Source organism: Massilia psychrophila, assembly GCF_002760665.1.
GTDB lineage: Bacteria > Pseudomonadota > Gammaproteobacteria > Burkholderiales > Burkholderiaceae_D > JAFCUW01.
This window is the reverse complement of record NZ_PDOB01000011.1, coordinates 35,767-50,981: the sequence shown is the minus strand read 5'-3', so window position 1 is coordinate 50,981 and position 15,215 is coordinate 35,767. Positions and strand designations below refer to the sequence as shown.

At 64.2% G+C, this 15,215-nt stretch carries 13 protein-coding genes; 3 read left to right on the top strand and 10 right to left on the bottom strand.

The genetic code is table 11. The features are described from left to right. Positions 1 to 48: 48 nt before the first annotated feature. Genes CR103_RS09130 through CR103_RS09120 form a run of 3 tightly spaced genes read right to left on the bottom strand, consistent with a single transcriptional unit; the run spans position 49 to position 2,837 of the window. On the bottom strand, positions 49 to 513 hold the full coding sequence (locus CR103_RS09130) for a Smg family protein (RefSeq protein WP_099915676.1): 465 nt from the start codon (positions 511 to 513) through the stop codon (positions 49 to 51). Positions 514 to 565: 52 nt separating this feature from the next. Next, a complete protein-coding gene (gene dprA / locus CR103_RS09125) occupies positions 566 to 1,735 on the bottom strand; it encodes a DNA-processing protein DprA (RefSeq protein WP_229442973.1) in 1,170 nt (389 codons plus the stop codon). A gap of 7 nt (positions 1,736 to 1,742) precedes the next feature. Beyond that, on the bottom strand, positions 1,743 to 2,837 hold the full coding sequence (locus CR103_RS09120) for a LysM peptidoglycan-binding domain-containing protein (RefSeq protein WP_099915675.1): 1,095 nt from the start codon (positions 2,835 to 2,837) through the stop codon (positions 1,743 to 1,745). A 324-nt stretch (positions 2,838 to 3,161) separates the two neighbouring features. On the opposite strand from CR103_RS09120, the gene def reads away from it, so the two are divergent. Continuing rightward, positions 3,162 to 3,704, top strand: coding sequence for a peptide deformylase (gene def, locus CR103_RS09115; protein WP_099915674.1), 543 nt, complete (start codon positions 3,162 to 3,164; stop codon positions 3,702 to 3,704). Between the two features lie 23 nt (positions 3,705 to 3,727). Next, on the top strand, positions 3,728 to 4,684 hold the full coding sequence (fmt, locus tag CR103_RS09110) for a methionyl-tRNA formyltransferase (protein WP_099915750.1): 957 nt from the start codon (positions 3,728 to 3,730) through the stop codon (positions 4,682 to 4,684). Here fmt and CR103_RS09105 read toward each other — a convergent pair. Beyond that, entirely contained in the window at positions 4,681 to 4,911 is a 231-nt protein-coding gene (locus CR103_RS09105; RefSeq protein WP_229442972.1) for a BrnA antitoxin family protein, read from the bottom strand. The two genes, fmt and CR103_RS09105, sit on opposite strands and share 4 nt — an antisense overlap. Before the next feature lie 269 nt (positions 4,912 to 5,180). On the opposite strand from CR103_RS09105, the gene metH reads away from it, so the two are divergent. Next, the gene (gene metH / locus CR103_RS09100; protein ID WP_099915672.1) at positions 5,181 to 8,963 is read left to right on the top strand and encodes a methionine synthase; all 3,783 of its coding nucleotides are present in this window, start codon (positions 5,181 to 5,183) and stop codon (positions 8,961 to 8,963) included. Between the two features lie 119 nt (positions 8,964 to 9,082). Here metH and CR103_RS09095 read toward each other — a convergent pair whose 3' ends face one another. From CR103_RS09095 to CR103_RS09070, 6 genes are all read right to left on the bottom strand, one after another. Further along, positions 9,083 to 10,375, bottom strand: coding sequence for an EAL and HDOD domain-containing protein (locus CR103_RS09095; RefSeq protein ID WP_099915671.1), 1,293 nt, complete (start codon positions 10,373 to 10,375; stop codon positions 9,083 to 9,085). Positions 10,376 to 10,483: 108 nt separating this feature from the next. Continuing rightward, positions 10,484 to 11,251 (bottom strand): class II glutamine amidotransferase, encoded by a 768-nt coding sequence (locus tag CR103_RS09090; protein WP_099915670.1) that lies wholly within the window; start codon positions 11,249 to 11,251, stop codon positions 10,484 to 10,486. 114 nt (positions 11,252 to 11,365) lie between these two features. Next, the gene (locus CR103_RS09085; RefSeq protein ID WP_099915749.1) at positions 11,366 to 11,623 is read right to left on the bottom strand and encodes a BTH_I0359 family protein; all 258 of its coding nucleotides are present in this window, start codon (positions 11,621 to 11,623) and stop codon (positions 11,366 to 11,368) included. 83 nt (positions 11,624 to 11,706) lie between these two features. Continuing rightward, the gene (locus tag CR103_RS09080; RefSeq protein WP_099915669.1) at positions 11,707 to 12,096 is read right to left on the bottom strand and encodes a GTPase; all 390 of its coding nucleotides are present in this window, start codon (positions 12,094 to 12,096) and stop codon (positions 11,707 to 11,709) included. After that, positions 12,093 to 12,812 carry a response regulator gene (locus CR103_RS09075; RefSeq protein WP_099915748.1) on the bottom strand — a complete coding sequence of 240 codons (720 nt, stop codon included), beginning with the start codon at positions 12,810 to 12,812 and terminating at the stop codon, positions 12,093 to 12,095. The genes CR103_RS09080 and CR103_RS09075 overlap by 4 nt, the downstream gene beginning before the upstream one ends. Positions 12,813 to 12,914: 102 nt before the next feature. Further along, positions 12,915 to 15,215, bottom strand: a complete 2,301-nt coding sequence (locus CR103_RS09070; RefSeq protein WP_180279340.1) for a sensor histidine kinase — start codon at positions 15,213 to 15,215, stop codon at positions 12,915 to 12,917.

Here is a 15,215-nt window from a genome sequence, read left to right as displayed (position 1 = left end):
AGCCGGGCGGGAAAAGCGCGAGGATTGGGCGCCTGGGTGCCTGGTAGCTTAATGCAGCAGGCGCGGCGTCTGCTCGTCGTCGGCGCCGAACAGGTCGTCGAACATCAGCGCGTCCGGCTCCTTGCCCTGGCTCCAGAGCAGCATCAGCACGATGATCTTCAGTTTGCCCAGGCTGACGGGCGATTCGCCCAGCGCCAGCGCGCGCTCGATGACGATTTCGCGCTGCAGCGCGCTAAGCACCTTGGCGCTTTCGAGAAATTGGATGAAGCCGACCGCACCGCTGCCGAGCACATCGAGTTCCTGCACCACGTAAAATCGCGTGCCGGTCGAGGCGACAACGTCGTTGTGCTCGGCGCCGGCCATCGCGGTCAGGTCGGTGAGCCAATCGAGGGCTTCGGAAATTTCGACGTCGTCGAACCCGACCGCCGACAGCTTGCGCGCCAACGCCCCCGGCTCGGGACAGGCGTCCGGCCGGTAATAGGTTTCGTAGAGGTAGACGAGGATATCGAACATGGCTCTACTCTATCAGTTAAGTTCGCTCCGGCACAAGCCCTGCGCAGCGGCATCACCGATTCATGCGCTGGAACAATCCTCCCGGCAAGCGCTCGACCTGACCGGACAGCTCCAGCTCCAGCAGTACCAGGCTCAATTGTCCCGGTTCGGCCTTCGGTTCGGCTTCATACAGCCGCGCCAGCGCGTCGGCGCCGACCGGCTCGTGCGCCATCGCCGCCAGCAGCGCCTGGCCGGCGCCGGAAATGGCTGCGGCAACCACCGGGTTTGCATAGGCTGCCTTCGCCATCGCAACCAGCGGCGACATGCGCAGTTCGCCCAGCACGTCGGCGGCCGACTCGACCAGCTTGGCGCCTTCCTTGATCAGCTTGTGACAGCCCTTGGCCAAGGCCGAATGAATCGAGCCGGGGATGGCGAACACGTCCCTGCCCTGGCTTGCAGCCAGTTGGGCGGTGATCAGCGAGCCGGACTGGGCCGCCGCCTCGATCACCAGCACGCCGGCCGACAGCCCGCTGATGATACGGTTGCGACGGGGAAAGTTGTGCGACAGCGGGGGCGTGCCCAGCGCGTACTCGCTGACGATGCAGGCTTGTTCGGCGATGCGGTGGGCCAGAGCACGGTTGCGAGCCGGATAGACGATATCGGCGCCGGTGCCGATCACCGCCACCGTCGCGCCACTGCCGTCGAGTGCACCCTGGTGAGCCGCCGCGTCGATACCCAGCGCCAGGCCGGAGACGATGGTCAGCCCGGCGCAGCTGAGTGCATGGGCGAACACCTCGGCGTTGGCCTTGCCCTGCATCGTCGCGTTACGGCTGCCGACGATGGCCAGCATGGGCGCGGCCAGCAATTGCGGCCGGCCTTTTACATACAGCAGCGGCGGCGGGTCGGGAATCTGCGCCAGCGCCGCCGGGTAAGCGGAGTCGTGCAGCGTCAGCAAATGGTTGCCGGGCCGCTCGAGCCAGGCCAGCGACAGGCCGATCTGGCGTTCAATCGCGCAGGACGGCGGCTCGCATAGCGCGCGCGCCAGCGGCGCGGGGACGTGAATGCTCAGCGCGCGGTAACCGGCGTTGAAGACGCGCTGCGGGGAACCGAACTCGGCCATGAGCGCGCGCAGCGTAGCGCGCCCCAGGCCCGGCGTCTGCTCGAGGCGGATCCAGCCGGCAAGATTGGCAGCATCGGCCGGGGTGGCGCCGCGGGGATGGGGGCGAAGGTCCGTGTCCTGCACGGCGATGTTACTCCGGTGATTTGGCGACGTCGCCGACTTCCACTGGCTTCGTCACTTGCATGATCAGGCCGTAGGCAACATGCTTGAACACGCGGAAGATAAACAGGTTCCCGATTTGTTCATCGGGCAGCTTGATCATCGTTTTGCCCAGGCCCATCACGCCCTGCTTGCCGCCCGGGTCAGCGACAGTCTGACCGAAATGATAAAGCTGCAGCACGGCGCCGACATCGAGTCCGTCAAGCGAACCGCGATTGACGCTGACGACCTGGTTCTGGCCGGCATAGGTAACGCCTGAATAAATCGACAGCACGCGCGCATTTACCTGGCGCTGTGGCGGGTGCGGCACATAATTGCGCAGCGGCGTAGGCGGCGCCGGCATCAGGCGGTCGCCCACGCCCATCTCCTGGGTCGAGCTCGACACCGTGAACGTATGCACGTCGACACCCGGTTTCGCCTCGGCCTGCAGCTTAACCGTGCCCAGGTACACCGCCTCGTAGGCGAGCAGGCGGCCGGTCTCGGGGTCCTTCAACGCGCTACCCGGGCGAAATACCTGGAACGACGTTGCGCCGTGAAGGACGCCGCGCACGTACAGCTTGTCGTCCTTGCCGAGGTAGACGTGGTTGTCCCCGATGGCGGCAATCCGCGGCGCGCTGTTCAGTTCGCCTTCTTCGACGATCAGCGGCCTCGACAGGAAGGGCTCGATCGCGCCGGCCGAAATCGATTGCACGGCGTCGTTGCCCAGGCCCTCGGTGCGGATCTGCGGCGACAGCCGGGTAGTTTGTTCAATGCCGTCGCTTGGTGCGTCCGGGCGCGACAAACTCAGGCGCCGGTTGAGCCGGTCGAAATACACGGTCTGCCCCGGATAGATCCAGTGCGGGTCGCGGATCTGGTCGCGATTGATGCCCCACACCTGCGGCCAGCACCAAGGATGCTCGAGGAACTGACCGGAAATATCCCATAAGGTGTCGCCGCGCACTACCAGATGCTGATCCGGCGCATTCGGACGGAACTCACAGGTAGCGGCCTGGACGGGAGCGGCCAGAACAGACGCAAAAACCGCCGCGACAGCACCGCGCGCGCCGACTGTGATAAAATTTTTCATCGAGATGTCCGTAAAGTGCAGCGTGAAAACGACATTCCTGGCTGCAGCCGCTCCAGGCCCCGGAGGCGCGGAGGCCGGCTCAAACCAGCGCCATCCATCCGGCAAACGGATGAAAAGTTGCCGAACTGGATCAAATTCTGCACACAAATCCTTGAACTGGCAAGACAAACCACGCTCGGCCACCCTGCCGACCTGTTGCGTTTTTGTTGATTCAGGGCATTACATGCGCGTGCTGCGTCACACTGCGGTTATGTCCATTGCGGGTATACCCATTGTTAACCATCGTCCGCTTGATACCGAATTCTTAACGAGTTGTCCTACCCTATGGCCTTACTGAATATTCTGCGCTACCCCGACCCCCGCCTGCACAAGGTGGCCAAGCCGGTCACCGAATTTGGCGATCGCCTCGGCACCCTGGTGGCTGACATGGCCGAGACAATGTACGACGCACCCGGCGTGGGCCTGGCCGCCAGCCAGATTGACGTCCATGAGCAGCTCCTCATCATCGACACGTCCGACACCAAGGACGACCTGAAAGTATTCATAAATCCGGAAATTACCTGGGCCAGCGACGAAAAGTTGATTTACGACGAGGGCTGCCTGTCGGTGCCAGGCGTTTACGACGGCGTCGAGCGCCACGCGCGCGTCAAGGTGCGCGCGCGCGACCTGCACGGCGCGGCGTTCGAACTCGAAGCCGACGGCCTGCTCGCGGTGTGCATCCAGCACGAGATGGACCATTTGCTGGGCAAAGTGTTCGTCGAATACCTGTCGCCGCTCAAGCGCAACCGCATCAAGGCGAAGATGGTGAAAGAAGTGCGCGGCCTCGAGCGCGAGGCGGCCTTGAAAGCCGCCGGCCGTCGCTTCTGATGAGCTTGGCCACGAAGGAATCGATGAAAATCGTCTTTGCCGGCACGCCGGAGTTTGCCGCGCTGGCGCTGGCCAGCCTGCACGCGGCCGGCGTCGAGATTGCCCTGGTGCTGACCCAGCCCGACCGCCCCGCCGGCCGCGGCCTGCAGCTACATGCATCCAGCGTCAAGCAGTTTGCCATCACCCATGGCATCGAGGTACTCCAACCGTTGTCGCTGCGCCAGGACAGCGCGGACCCGGTACGCGCCGAACAGGCGCGCGCCGTACACGCCCGCCTGCTGACCACCGACTACGACGTCATGGTGGTGGCGGCCTACGGCCTGATCCTGCCGCGCGCCACCCTCGACATCAAGCCCTGCATTAACATCCACGGTTCGCTGCTGCCGCGCTGGCGTGGCGCCGCGCCGATCCACCGCGCGATCGAAGCGGGCGACGTCGACACCGGCGTCACCATCATGCAGATGGAACAAGGGCTCGACACCGGCCCGATGCTGGCGATGGAGCGCGTCGCCATCTCCCGTTTTGACACCACCGCCAGCCTGCACGACACGCTCGCGGCGCTGGGCGCGCGCATGATCGTCGACACGCTGCGCAAGATGGAATCCGGTCCCCTGGAAGCGGTGCCGCAACCGGATGCCGGCGTGACCTATGCGGCCAAGATCGGCAAGGAAGAAGCGCGTCTCGATTTCACCCTCGGCGCGCAGCAACTGGAGCGCAAGATCCGCGCCTTCAATCCGTTCCCAGGCGCCCACGCCCAGGTCAACGGCGTCACCCTCAAGATCTGGGGCGCCCAAACGCTTGCGACCGACAGCGGCGCGCGCGCCGGACAGGTGCTCGCCGCCGACGCGGCAGGCGGCATTGTCGTCGCCTGTGGAAGTGGTGCCCTGCGCTTGACGGAACTGCAAAAACCCGGCGGCAAGCGGCTCCCCGCCAGCGAGTTCCTCAAGGGTTTCGCGCTGGCGAACTGCTGTTTCGATTAGTTCGGCTCGCTGCCGGTTTTGTCCTGGTGCTCCGCCATATACTGGCGCAGGATCTGGTTGATCCGGGTCTGGTAGCCCGGCCCGGCGCCCTTGTACCATGCCAGCATGTCGGTATCGAACCGGATCGTGACGATCTGCTTGTGCGAAACCACGCTGGCCTTCGGCGCTGCGGCGCGCGGTTCCACCGGCTCCGGTGCATCCCATTGTTGTGCGTATTCTTTGTTCATCTGGTCTTTCGGTACCTGCATGTAAAAGCGAAGTGGATGGCGAATGCTTCCACCAGACAACGATTCTGCTGCCGGCATGTATCACGAAGATTGCTGGCTTCCCGTTAATTGTATCGTTATGTAACAATTGACGCGCCGAAACATAATGTTACAAACACGCGGCAACGGCGGCGTGCGCCCTGCCGGCAACCAAACTGACGCGATGCCGTATAATTTCAGCCCTTCCCCGCGCCTGCCGGATTTCCCGCCGCGCCTATAGAAAGCAATCGATGACCACCGCCACCGCCGCTGTTTCTCCGACCGAAATCGCCTTGCGTGACATCTTATCAACCCGGATCATGATTCTCGACGGCGCGATGGGCACCATCATCCAGCAGTACAAGCTGGGCGAGCAGGAATACCGAGGCGGCGCCGACGGCCGTTTCGCCAGCTTCGCGGCGCCCGGCGGCAGCGGCGCGCGCGAACTGTTTGTCAAGGGCAACAACGAACTGCTGACCTTGACCCAGCCGCACATCATCCAGGAAATCCACGAACGCTACCTCGCGGCCGGCGCCGACCTGATTGAAACGAACACCTTCGGCGCTACTTCCATCGCCCAGGACGACTATCACATGGGCCACCTGGCCTACGAGATGAACGTCGCCGCGGCCAGGCTGGCGCGCGCTGCCTGCGACAAATTTTCCACGTTTGACAAGCGCCGTTTCGTCGCCGGCGCGCTCGGACCTACGCCCAAGACCGCCTCGATTTCTCCGGACGTCAACGACCCGGCCGCGCGCAACGTCAGCTTCGACCAGCTCGTTGCGACCTACCACGAGCAAGTGCGCGGACTGGTCGACGGCGGCGCCGACGTGCTGCTGGTCGAGACCATCTTCGACACCCTCAACTGCAAGGCGGCGCTGTTCGCCATCGACCAGTATTTCGACGAGCATCCCGACATCGTGCGCCTGCCGTTGATGATTTCGGGCACCGTCACCGACGCCTCCGGGCGCATCCTGTCCGGCCAGACCGTGCCGGCGTTCTGGAACTCGGTGCGCCACGCCCGGCCGCTGACGATCGGCCTCAATTGCGCGCTGGGCGCGGCGCTGATGCGCCCCTACGCCGAAGAGCTGTCGCAGATCGCCGACACCTTTGTCTGCATCTACCCGAACGCCGGCCTGCCCAACCCGATGAGCGACACCGGCTTCGACGAGCTGCCGGCCGACACCTCGGCGCTGCTGCGCGAATTCGCCGACGCCGGTTTCATCAACATCGCCGGCGGCTGCTGCGGCACCACGCCCGAGCACATCGCCGCGATTGCCGCGCTGCTGGCCGACACCGCGCCGCGCGTGCCGCCGGAAGTACCCGTTGCACTGCGCCTGTCGGGCCTGGAACCGTTCACGGTCGATGCCGATTCGCTGTTCGTCAACGTCGGCGAGCGCACCAACGTCACCGGCTCCAAAGCGTTTGCCCGCATGATTTTAAACGAGCAGTTCGACGAGGCGCTGTCGGTGGCGCGCCAGCAGGTCGAAAACGGCGCCCAGGTCATCGACATCAACATGGACGAAGCGATGCTCGACTCGCAAGCGGCGATGAGCCGCTTCCTGAACCTGATCGCCTCCGAGCCGGACATCTCGCGCGTGCCGATCATGATCGATTCGTCGAAATGGTCGGTGATCGAGGCCGGCCTCAAATGCGTACAGGGCAAGTCGATCGTCAACTCGATTTCGATGAAGGAAGGCGAGGAAGAATTCATCCGCCAGGCGCGCCTGTGCCGGCGCTACGGCGCCGCCGTGATCGTCATGGCCTTCGACGAACAGGGCCAGGCCGACACGTTCGAGCGCAAGACCGCCATCTGCCAGCGCGCCTACAAGGTGTTGACGGAGCAAGTGGGGTTCCCGCCCGAAGACATCATTTTTGACCCGAACATCTTTGCCATCGCCACCGGCATCGAAGAACACAACAACTACGCCGTCGACTTCATCAACGCCACCCGCTGGATCCGCGCCAACTTGCCGCATGCGGGCGTGTCGGGTGGCGTGTCGAACGTGTCGTTCTCGTTTCGCGGCAACGACCCGGCGCGCGAAGCGATCCACACCGTGTTCCTGTACCACGCCATCCAGGCCGGCATGACAATGGGCATCGTCAACGCCGGCATGATGGGGGTGTACGACGACCTCGCGGCCGAACTGCGCGAGCGTGTCGAAGACGTGGTGCTGAACCGGCGCATCGACGCCACCGAGCGCATGATCGACATCGCCGGAACGCTCAAGGCCGGCGGCGCCAGGCAGGACGCGCAGAACCTCGAATGGCGCGACGCCACGGTGCAAAAACGGCTGTCGCATGCGCTGGTGCACGGCATCACCCAATGGATCGTCGAAGACACCGAAGAAGCGCGCCAGCAATTGCTGGCGTCAAACGGACGGCCGATTCACGTCATCGAAGGGCCGCTGATGGACGGCATGAACGTCGTCGGCGACCTGTTCGGCCAAGGCAAGATGTTCCTGCCGCAGGTGGTCAAGTCGGCGCGCGTGATGAAGCAGGCGGTGGCCCACCTGATCCCGTTCATCGAAGAAGAAAAGCAGCTCGAGGAAAAGCGCACCGGCATTGTCGCCAAGCCGAAGGGCAAGATCGTGATTGCGACGGTGAAGGGCGACGTCCACGACATCGGCAAGAACATCGTCTCGGTGGTCCTGCAATGCAATAACTTCGAAGTCGTCAACATGGGCGTGATGGTGCCTTGCTCCGAAATTTTGGCGCGTGCCAAGGTCGAAAATGCCGACATGATCGGTCTGTCCGGCCTGATCACGCCGTCGTTGGAAGAGATGGCCCACGTCGCCAAGGAGATGCAGCGCGACCCGCATTTCCGCATGCTCAAGATTCCGCTGCTGATCGGCGGCGCCACCACCTCGCGCGCCCACACGGCTGTAAAAATCGCCCACAACTACGACGGCCCGGTGGTGTACGTGCCGGACGCCTCGCGCTCGGTATCGGTGGCGCAGGCGCTGCTGACTCCTGAAACGCGCGACCAGTACATCGACGACATCGCCCTCGATTACGTGCGCATCCGCGAGCAGCACGCCAGCAAGAAGGCGCTGCCGATGCTGCCGCTGGCCGCCGCCCGCGCCAACAAGGCGGTGCTGCCGTTCGCCCCGGTCAAGCCGAAGTTCATTGGCCGGCGCGTCATCAAAAACGTCGACCTTTCTCTGATCGCGCGCTACATCGACTGGGGCCCGTTCTTCCAGACCTGGGACCTGGCCGGCCCGTTCCCGGCGATCCTGACGGACGCCGTGGTCGGCGAAGCGGCAACCAAAGTGTTCGAAGAAGGCCAGGCGCTGCTGAAAAAAATCATCGACGGCCGCTGGCTGACTGCCAGCGGCGTCATCGCCCTGCTGCCGGCCAACAGCGTCAATGACGACGACATCGAGGTCTACCGGGACGACAGCCGCGGCGATGTCGCGCTGACCTGGTACGGGCTGCGCCAGCAAGGCGTCAAACCGCTGGTCGACGGCGTGCAGCGCCCCAACCAGTGCCTGGCCGATTTTATCGCGCCAAAAGAGTCCGGCGTGCAGGACTACATCGGCATGTTCGCCGTGACGGCGGGGTTAGGCATCGAAAAGTACGAAAAGCGCTTCGAGGATGCGCATGACGACTATTCGTCCATCTTGCTCAAGTCGCTGGCCGACCGGCTGGCCGAAGCGTTTGCCGAATACCTGCACGAGCGCGTGCGCACCGACCTGTGGGGCTATGCTGCCGGCGAAGACCTCGCCAGAGACGCGCTGATCGCCGAAAATTATTCCGGCATCCGCCCGGCGCCGGGCTATCCGGCCTGCCCCGAGCACACCGTCAAGGCCGACATGTTCAATGTCTTGCAGCCGGAAGAAATCGGCATGGCGCTGACGGAATCGTATGCGATGTTCCCGGGCGCGGCGGTGTCGGGGTTTTACCTGGCGCACCCCGACTCGAAGTATTTTGTGGTGGGCAAGATCGGCACCGACCAGCTGGCGGACATGGCGCAGCGCCGCAAGGTCCCTGACGCGCAGCTCGAAACCTGGCTGGCGCCGAACCTGTCATAGGGCCAGGGACAGGTTCTTTGCCATGTTCGCGCTTGAGCTTGACCGCTGCCAGCGCGCGCCCGGCGCGTCGGCACCGCCACCGTCACCTCTGCACCCAGCCGGCGAAACCGGGTCGACCGTCAGATCGCGTAACGCACCACCGTCTCGCTCCACGCGAACGCGGCAACCTCGAACTCCACCGGTTCGTCGTTGGCGATGGCCAGCTGCTTCAGGCTCGGCGTCACCAGGTCTTCGCCGCCTTCCATCTGTTCAATCGATTCGGCCAGCCGCAGCAGTTCGCCGAAGAAGCCGCTGCGATGCGTCAGCGCGGCGGCCACTTCGTCGATCACCGGGATCTGCATGACGATCTCACGCATCGGAATGCCGAACAAGGCGTCCATCAGCGACATGATGCCGACGGTGAAGGCGACGTCGGCGACGTTGCGCTGGCTCGGCCGCAGCCGCTTGGCGAGCAGCTCGAGCAGCCGGCCGCGCGTGGTGGCGAGCATCAGCAAGGGCGAGGCGCTGTGGCCGCGCTCGCCCGCATCGGCGTACAGCATGATCTGCAGCCAGCGCTGCAGCTGGCGCCGGCCCAGCACGATCAAAGCCTGGCTGACCGAATCGATCCGCTGGCGCATGCCGACCGCCGGCGTATTTACCAGCCGCAGCAGGTTCAGCGCCAGGGTGACGTCGCGCTTGACGGCGCGCTCGATCTCGATGTTCTCGGCGTCCGAGCTCACCAGCGTCATCAGCTCGAGCAGCGCCAGCTGCGACGGCGTCAGCTTGCGCCCGCTGATCAATGCCGGCCTGGCAAAATAATATCCCTGGAAGTAGTCGAAGCCGAGTTCGCGGCAGCTGTCGTAGATTGGGCGCGTCTCGACTTTTTCGGCCACCAGCAGCTTGCCGGCGCGCTTGACGTGCGCTGTCACTTGCAGCAGCGCCGGCGCCGTCATTTCGCGCGTGTCGATCTTGACGAAGTCGACCAGCGGCAACAGCCGTTCGAGGCGCGAAGTGGCTTCGCGCACCCCGCCCAGTGCGAACCGGAAGCCGTGATCGGCCAGTTCGGCCATCCGCTCGAACAGCGGCGCGCCGGCGTGGGCGGTGTCTTCAAGCGCCAGCACCAATTTCTCGCGCGGCAGGAAGGCGAACATGTCGCCGTCGATGACGGCGCTGTCGACGTCGATAAAGGCCTGGGCATCGCCGATGGCTTTGTCGAGGCCCAGCTGGCCGGCGTGGGCGATCACCGCTGCCGTGGCCGACAAAGCAGCGCCTACGTTGACGTTGCCATAAGCGTTGCCGCCCTGCGCATCGCGAAACAGCAACTGGTAGCCGAACAGCGCCTGGTTACGGTCGAGGATCGGCTGGCGCCCCAGATGAAAATCGCGCACGCTGAGGTCTTGCGGTGCGTGCCGGGAGTGGGCAGGATCGGTCATCGGGTGTCGTTCCGGGGTCGGGGGAATGCCTTACTTTACCGCATTCTCTTGCGCCAGTGAACTTTCGACATTGAATTACGGACAAATTCTTTTCTTTTCGCCATCACATCACGGCAACGGCTGTCCGTCGACGAATACTTTGAGTTCGCCCGGCTGGAATTCGGTCCAGCGCTCGTTGGTGGTCAAGGGTTCGGTGACGATGATGGCAACGCGGTCATCGGGCGTCGTCACCTGCGAAAAGTCGACGTTGAGATCCTCGTCAGATAACTGGGCGGTGACGAATGGGTATTGGCGCACCACGTAGCACAGCCTGGTCGAGCAGTGGGCAAACAGCGCAGAGCCGTCCGACAGCATCAGGTTGAAGGCGCCGTGGGCGGCGATGCCGCTGACCAGTTCGGCAAGCGCGGCGCGCAGTTGCGCCAACGGCGGCGCCACGTCGCCAAAGCGCGCGCGCAGCTCCTGCAACAGGAAGCAGAAGGCCCGTTCGCTGTCGGTGTCGCCGACCGGGCGAAACGCGCCGTCCAGCACGGGAAAAAAATGCTTCAGGTCGCCGTTATGGGCAAACACCCAGTAGCGGCCCCACAATTCGCGCACGAACGGATGGCAGTTTTCCAGCGCGACCCGGCCTTGCGTGGCTTTGCGGATGTGGGCGATGACGTTTTTCGACTTGATCGGATAACGCTTGATCAGCTCGGCAATCGGCGACGTCACCGCGGCCTGGTGATCGACGAAGTGGCGCACGCCAGCGCCTTCGAAAAAGGCGATGCCCCAGCCGTCATGGTGGGTATCGGTGCTCCCGCCGCGCAGGGCAAATCCGGTAAAGCTGAAGACGATGTCCGTGGGGACGTTGCAATTCATTGCGAGAAGTTGACACATGGTGTTGAGCTTACCATATTGCCGGGAAGGGAAAGCGGGAGAGTGCCTGACCGGATGAGGTCAGGCCTGGTGTTGCGGTTGCTGCAAGTGGTTCAACGCAAAGCCCGTGCAAACTTAGTGCAACAGCACCGGCTGGCTCATCAGGGAGTCGTAGGAGCCGAGGAAATCGTCGATCTCTTCCATCGTCGGTTCGCTGGCGATCAGGTTGTTGACGTCGCGACGGAACGATTGGGCAAGCGTACCGCCGATAAACGCTTCGCGCTGGCCGGACTTGTCGACGATCTCGTAACCGCCGAAGCGCAAGGCCTCGAGGTTGTGATCGACGCCGAATTCGACGACGCTGTATTGCTCGCTGTTGTAAATCATGTTCATGGTCATTCCTTCGCCAGATCAGACAGTTTTGCAGGCTGACTTGCACCCGCCTCAGCTTTGAGGTGGGGCTGTCCGGACCAAATTCAAGTGCGCAGGTCCGGCGTCAGTTCCAACAGCTGATCGTATGGCGGCTGCAGCAGCCACGATCTCAACTGATCAAGGTGTGCAGTGACCGCCAGAGCAATGTAAAGACGTTCGGGCCGCCGCCGCAGCAGACGATTTAATGTTACACGCAAAACGAGATTGCCGGTGCAGCACAGGCAACCTGGCGCAATGCGCTCGATCAGGACAGAGGGAGACGGGAAAATGATGCTGGTGCCGTCGGGCAAACCTTCGAGGAGCACGGCGACGCAGGCGGGTGCGCCAGGCAGATCAGGTGCGAGGTGCGCCGCGATCAATCGCTCGCGCGCGCCGGCAGTGGGGCCGATAACCAGGCTGGTGGTTACCAAGAGCGGCGCCAGGGCGCTGCTCATCCCCCTTTTTTGGCCAGTTTGCCTGGCTCGACACCGAGCTGCTTGAGCTTGCGGTACAGATGGGTGCGCTCGAGCCCGGTCTTTTCGGCCACCCGCGTCATGCTGCCGCCTTCGCGGCCCAGGTGGTGTTCGAAGTACAAGCGCTCGAAAGCGTCGCGCGCCTCGCGCAGCGGCAGGTCGAAACTGAGGTTGTAACCCTGCGGCTCACCGTTTGACAAGCCGGCCAGGCGCGGCGCGATGCCGGACGACTGCATCGACTGCGCGGCGAACATCGTCGTTGCCGAACTGCTTTCCTCGACCTGGGGCGCCAGCACCGGGCGCGCCGCGATGGCCGGCGCGCGCACCGTTTCCTGGGCCCTTGTCAAGCCCTGCTGGACAGCCTTGAGCAGTTTTTGCAGCGCAATCGGCTTTTCGAGAAAATTGAGGGCGCCGATGCGGGTGGCCTCGACCGCGGTATCGATCGTCGCATGGCCCGACATCATGATCACCGGCATGGTCAGCAGACCGTCGCGCTGCCACTCCTTGAGCAGCGTGACGCCATCGGTATCGGGCATCCAGATATCGAGCAGCACCAAGTCCGGCGCCCCCGCCGCGCGGGCGTCGCGCGCTTGCTGGGCGTTTTCGGCCAGCTGGATCGCGTGGCCTTCGTCGCCCAGGATCTCCGAGAGTAGCTCGCGGATGCCCATTTCATCATCAACTACGAGTATGTTTGCCATCTGTATATTGCCTTCTTTTTGCACTCGCGCTTGCCTGGACGCGCCGCGCGCGCCCGTCGATAGCCGTATTCTAAGGTGCGATTGTAATGGTTGCACCGCCATTTACGCCAATTTTGCGGCCTCAGGAGTTAACTTTAACAGCAAAATCAGGACCGACGCGCCCGTTCCGTCCTGCCGGTTCTGGATGTCGATACGTCCGCCATGTTCGTCGATGATTTTTTTGACCATCGGCAGGCCAAGTCCGGTGCCGCGCGCCTTCGACGTGACGTACGGTTCGAACGCGCGCGACAGGATGCGCGGGGCGAAACCGGGACCGTTGTCGACGATCGCCAGGCGCACCGCGGTGCCGGCGCCGCCGGCCGCGTTCTGGTAGCGGATCGCCTCGGTGGTGACGTCGATGCGCGCTGGCGCTTGCCCTTCCCCTGCCCCGCGTTCGGTCATCGCATCCTGGGCATTCTGCAACAGGTTGTGGATGACCTGGCGCAACTGGGTGGCATCCCCCATCACCGCCGGCAGCTGCGGCGCCAGCGCGGTGTGGATGATGTCGTTGCCGTCATCGGCCAGGTAGAGCCCGAGGATTTCGCGGATCAGGCCGTTCAGGTCGAGCGGCTGCAGCACCGCCGGCGGCGCCTTGGCGTAGTCGCGGAAGTCGTCGACCATGCGCTTCATGGCGTCGACCTGGTTGACGATGGTGGTGGTACTGCGGTTGAGCAGCGCGGCGTCTTCCGGCCCCAGCCGGCTTTCCAGCTTCATCTGCAGCCGCTCGGCCGACAGCTGGATCGGCGTCAGCGGATTTTTGATCTCATGGGCCAGGCGGCGCGCCACCTCGCCCCAGGCCACCGAGCGCTGCGCCGAAATGACGTCGGAAATATCGTCGAACACGACGATGTAACCGCTGCCGACGCCGACCGGCAATCGCGAGCCGCGCGCCAGCAAGGTGATGTCATGGTCGTCCGAGGTGCCGAGCCGGCGCGGGATTTCGATCTCCTGCTGCCAGTGGGTGCGCTGGCGTGCGCTGCCGGCCGCCGACTGTGCGCTCTGGGTCGAAAATGCCCGCGTGACGGCGCCGGCGAACCCCTCGAGTCCTTCGATTTCGCTCAAAGCGCGGCCCAGGTGATCGCCGACGTCGTTGAGCAAAATGCGGTCGACCGCTTCGTTCGAATTGACGACGATGAAGTCGGCGTCGAGCACGATCACGCCGGCCGACATGTTGCCCAGCACCGATTCAAGGTGGGCCTTGGCGCTTTGCAGCGCGGCGCGGTTGCGCTCGACCGCGCTGCGCGCCTCGAACAACTGGCCCGTCATGGTGTTAAACGATTGGGTCAAGGTGCCCAGTTCGTCCGAGGTGGTGACGATCGGGCGCGGCGACAGGTCGCCCTCGGCCACCGCGCGCGTGCCTTCGGCCAGCACCAGCAGCGGCTGCGCCAGGTTCGACGCCATCACAAAGGCGCTGGTCACGGCGCCGAAAATCGCCAGCAGCAACGTCAACGTCAGCGTTTCGATGTACATCTTGCGCAGGCCGACGCGCGCCACGAAGCGGGTCTGGTATTCGCTGTAGGCGTTGCGCAGCACTTCGGCGTTGGTGGCCAGGTTGACCGGCACCGCCTGCAGCAGCTGCAGGTAGCGCGGCGCGGCGCCCGGCGGCTCTGGCACCGCGACCACTACCCGCAGGCGCAGGCCGGTGGCGGCGTCGAGTGCGTCGGCGCCGCTGGGCGCAATCGCCGCGCTGTCGCGAAAATCGCGCTCGATGCCGCCTTCGGACTGGGTGTACCCGCCTGGCATTTGCGCCCCCTTGAGCATCTGCGAGGTCGGCAGGTCGGCCGCCAGGTTCGCCAGTTTGTCTTCGGAAGCGGAGGCCAGCAGTTTGCCGTCGGCGTCGACCAGCATGGCGTTCTGCACGCCTTCCTGCTCGGTGACGATGCGGTTTAAAATCACCTGGGTGGCGGCCTGGGGCTGGCCCGCCAGCGTGGCGCTGGCCACCCCGGCGGTGGCGCGCAGTTCGGCCAGCGACTCGTCGAGGGCGGCGCGCCCGAGATCCAGGCCCGACTGCAGCGCCGCTTCGATCTTGACGTCGAACCAGGATTCGATCGAGTGCGACACGAACCGCACCGACACCAGGAAGATGACAAGGCCCGGCAAAATGCCGATGCCGGCGAACAGCAGCACCAGGCGCGCCATCAGGCGCGAGCCGAACTTGCCGCTCTTGTAGCGCCCGTACAGGCGCGCCAGCGCCACTACCACGAAGATCAGCAGCGCCAGCGCGACGCCCGCATTAAGCCCCAGCAGCCACGAATAATATCGGTCGAAAAAGCCCGAATTGTCGGACGCGGAGGCGAGCAGGAACAGCAGGATGCAGACAATACCGCCGCCGACCATCAAGCCATACCGCAAGCCTTGCTTCAC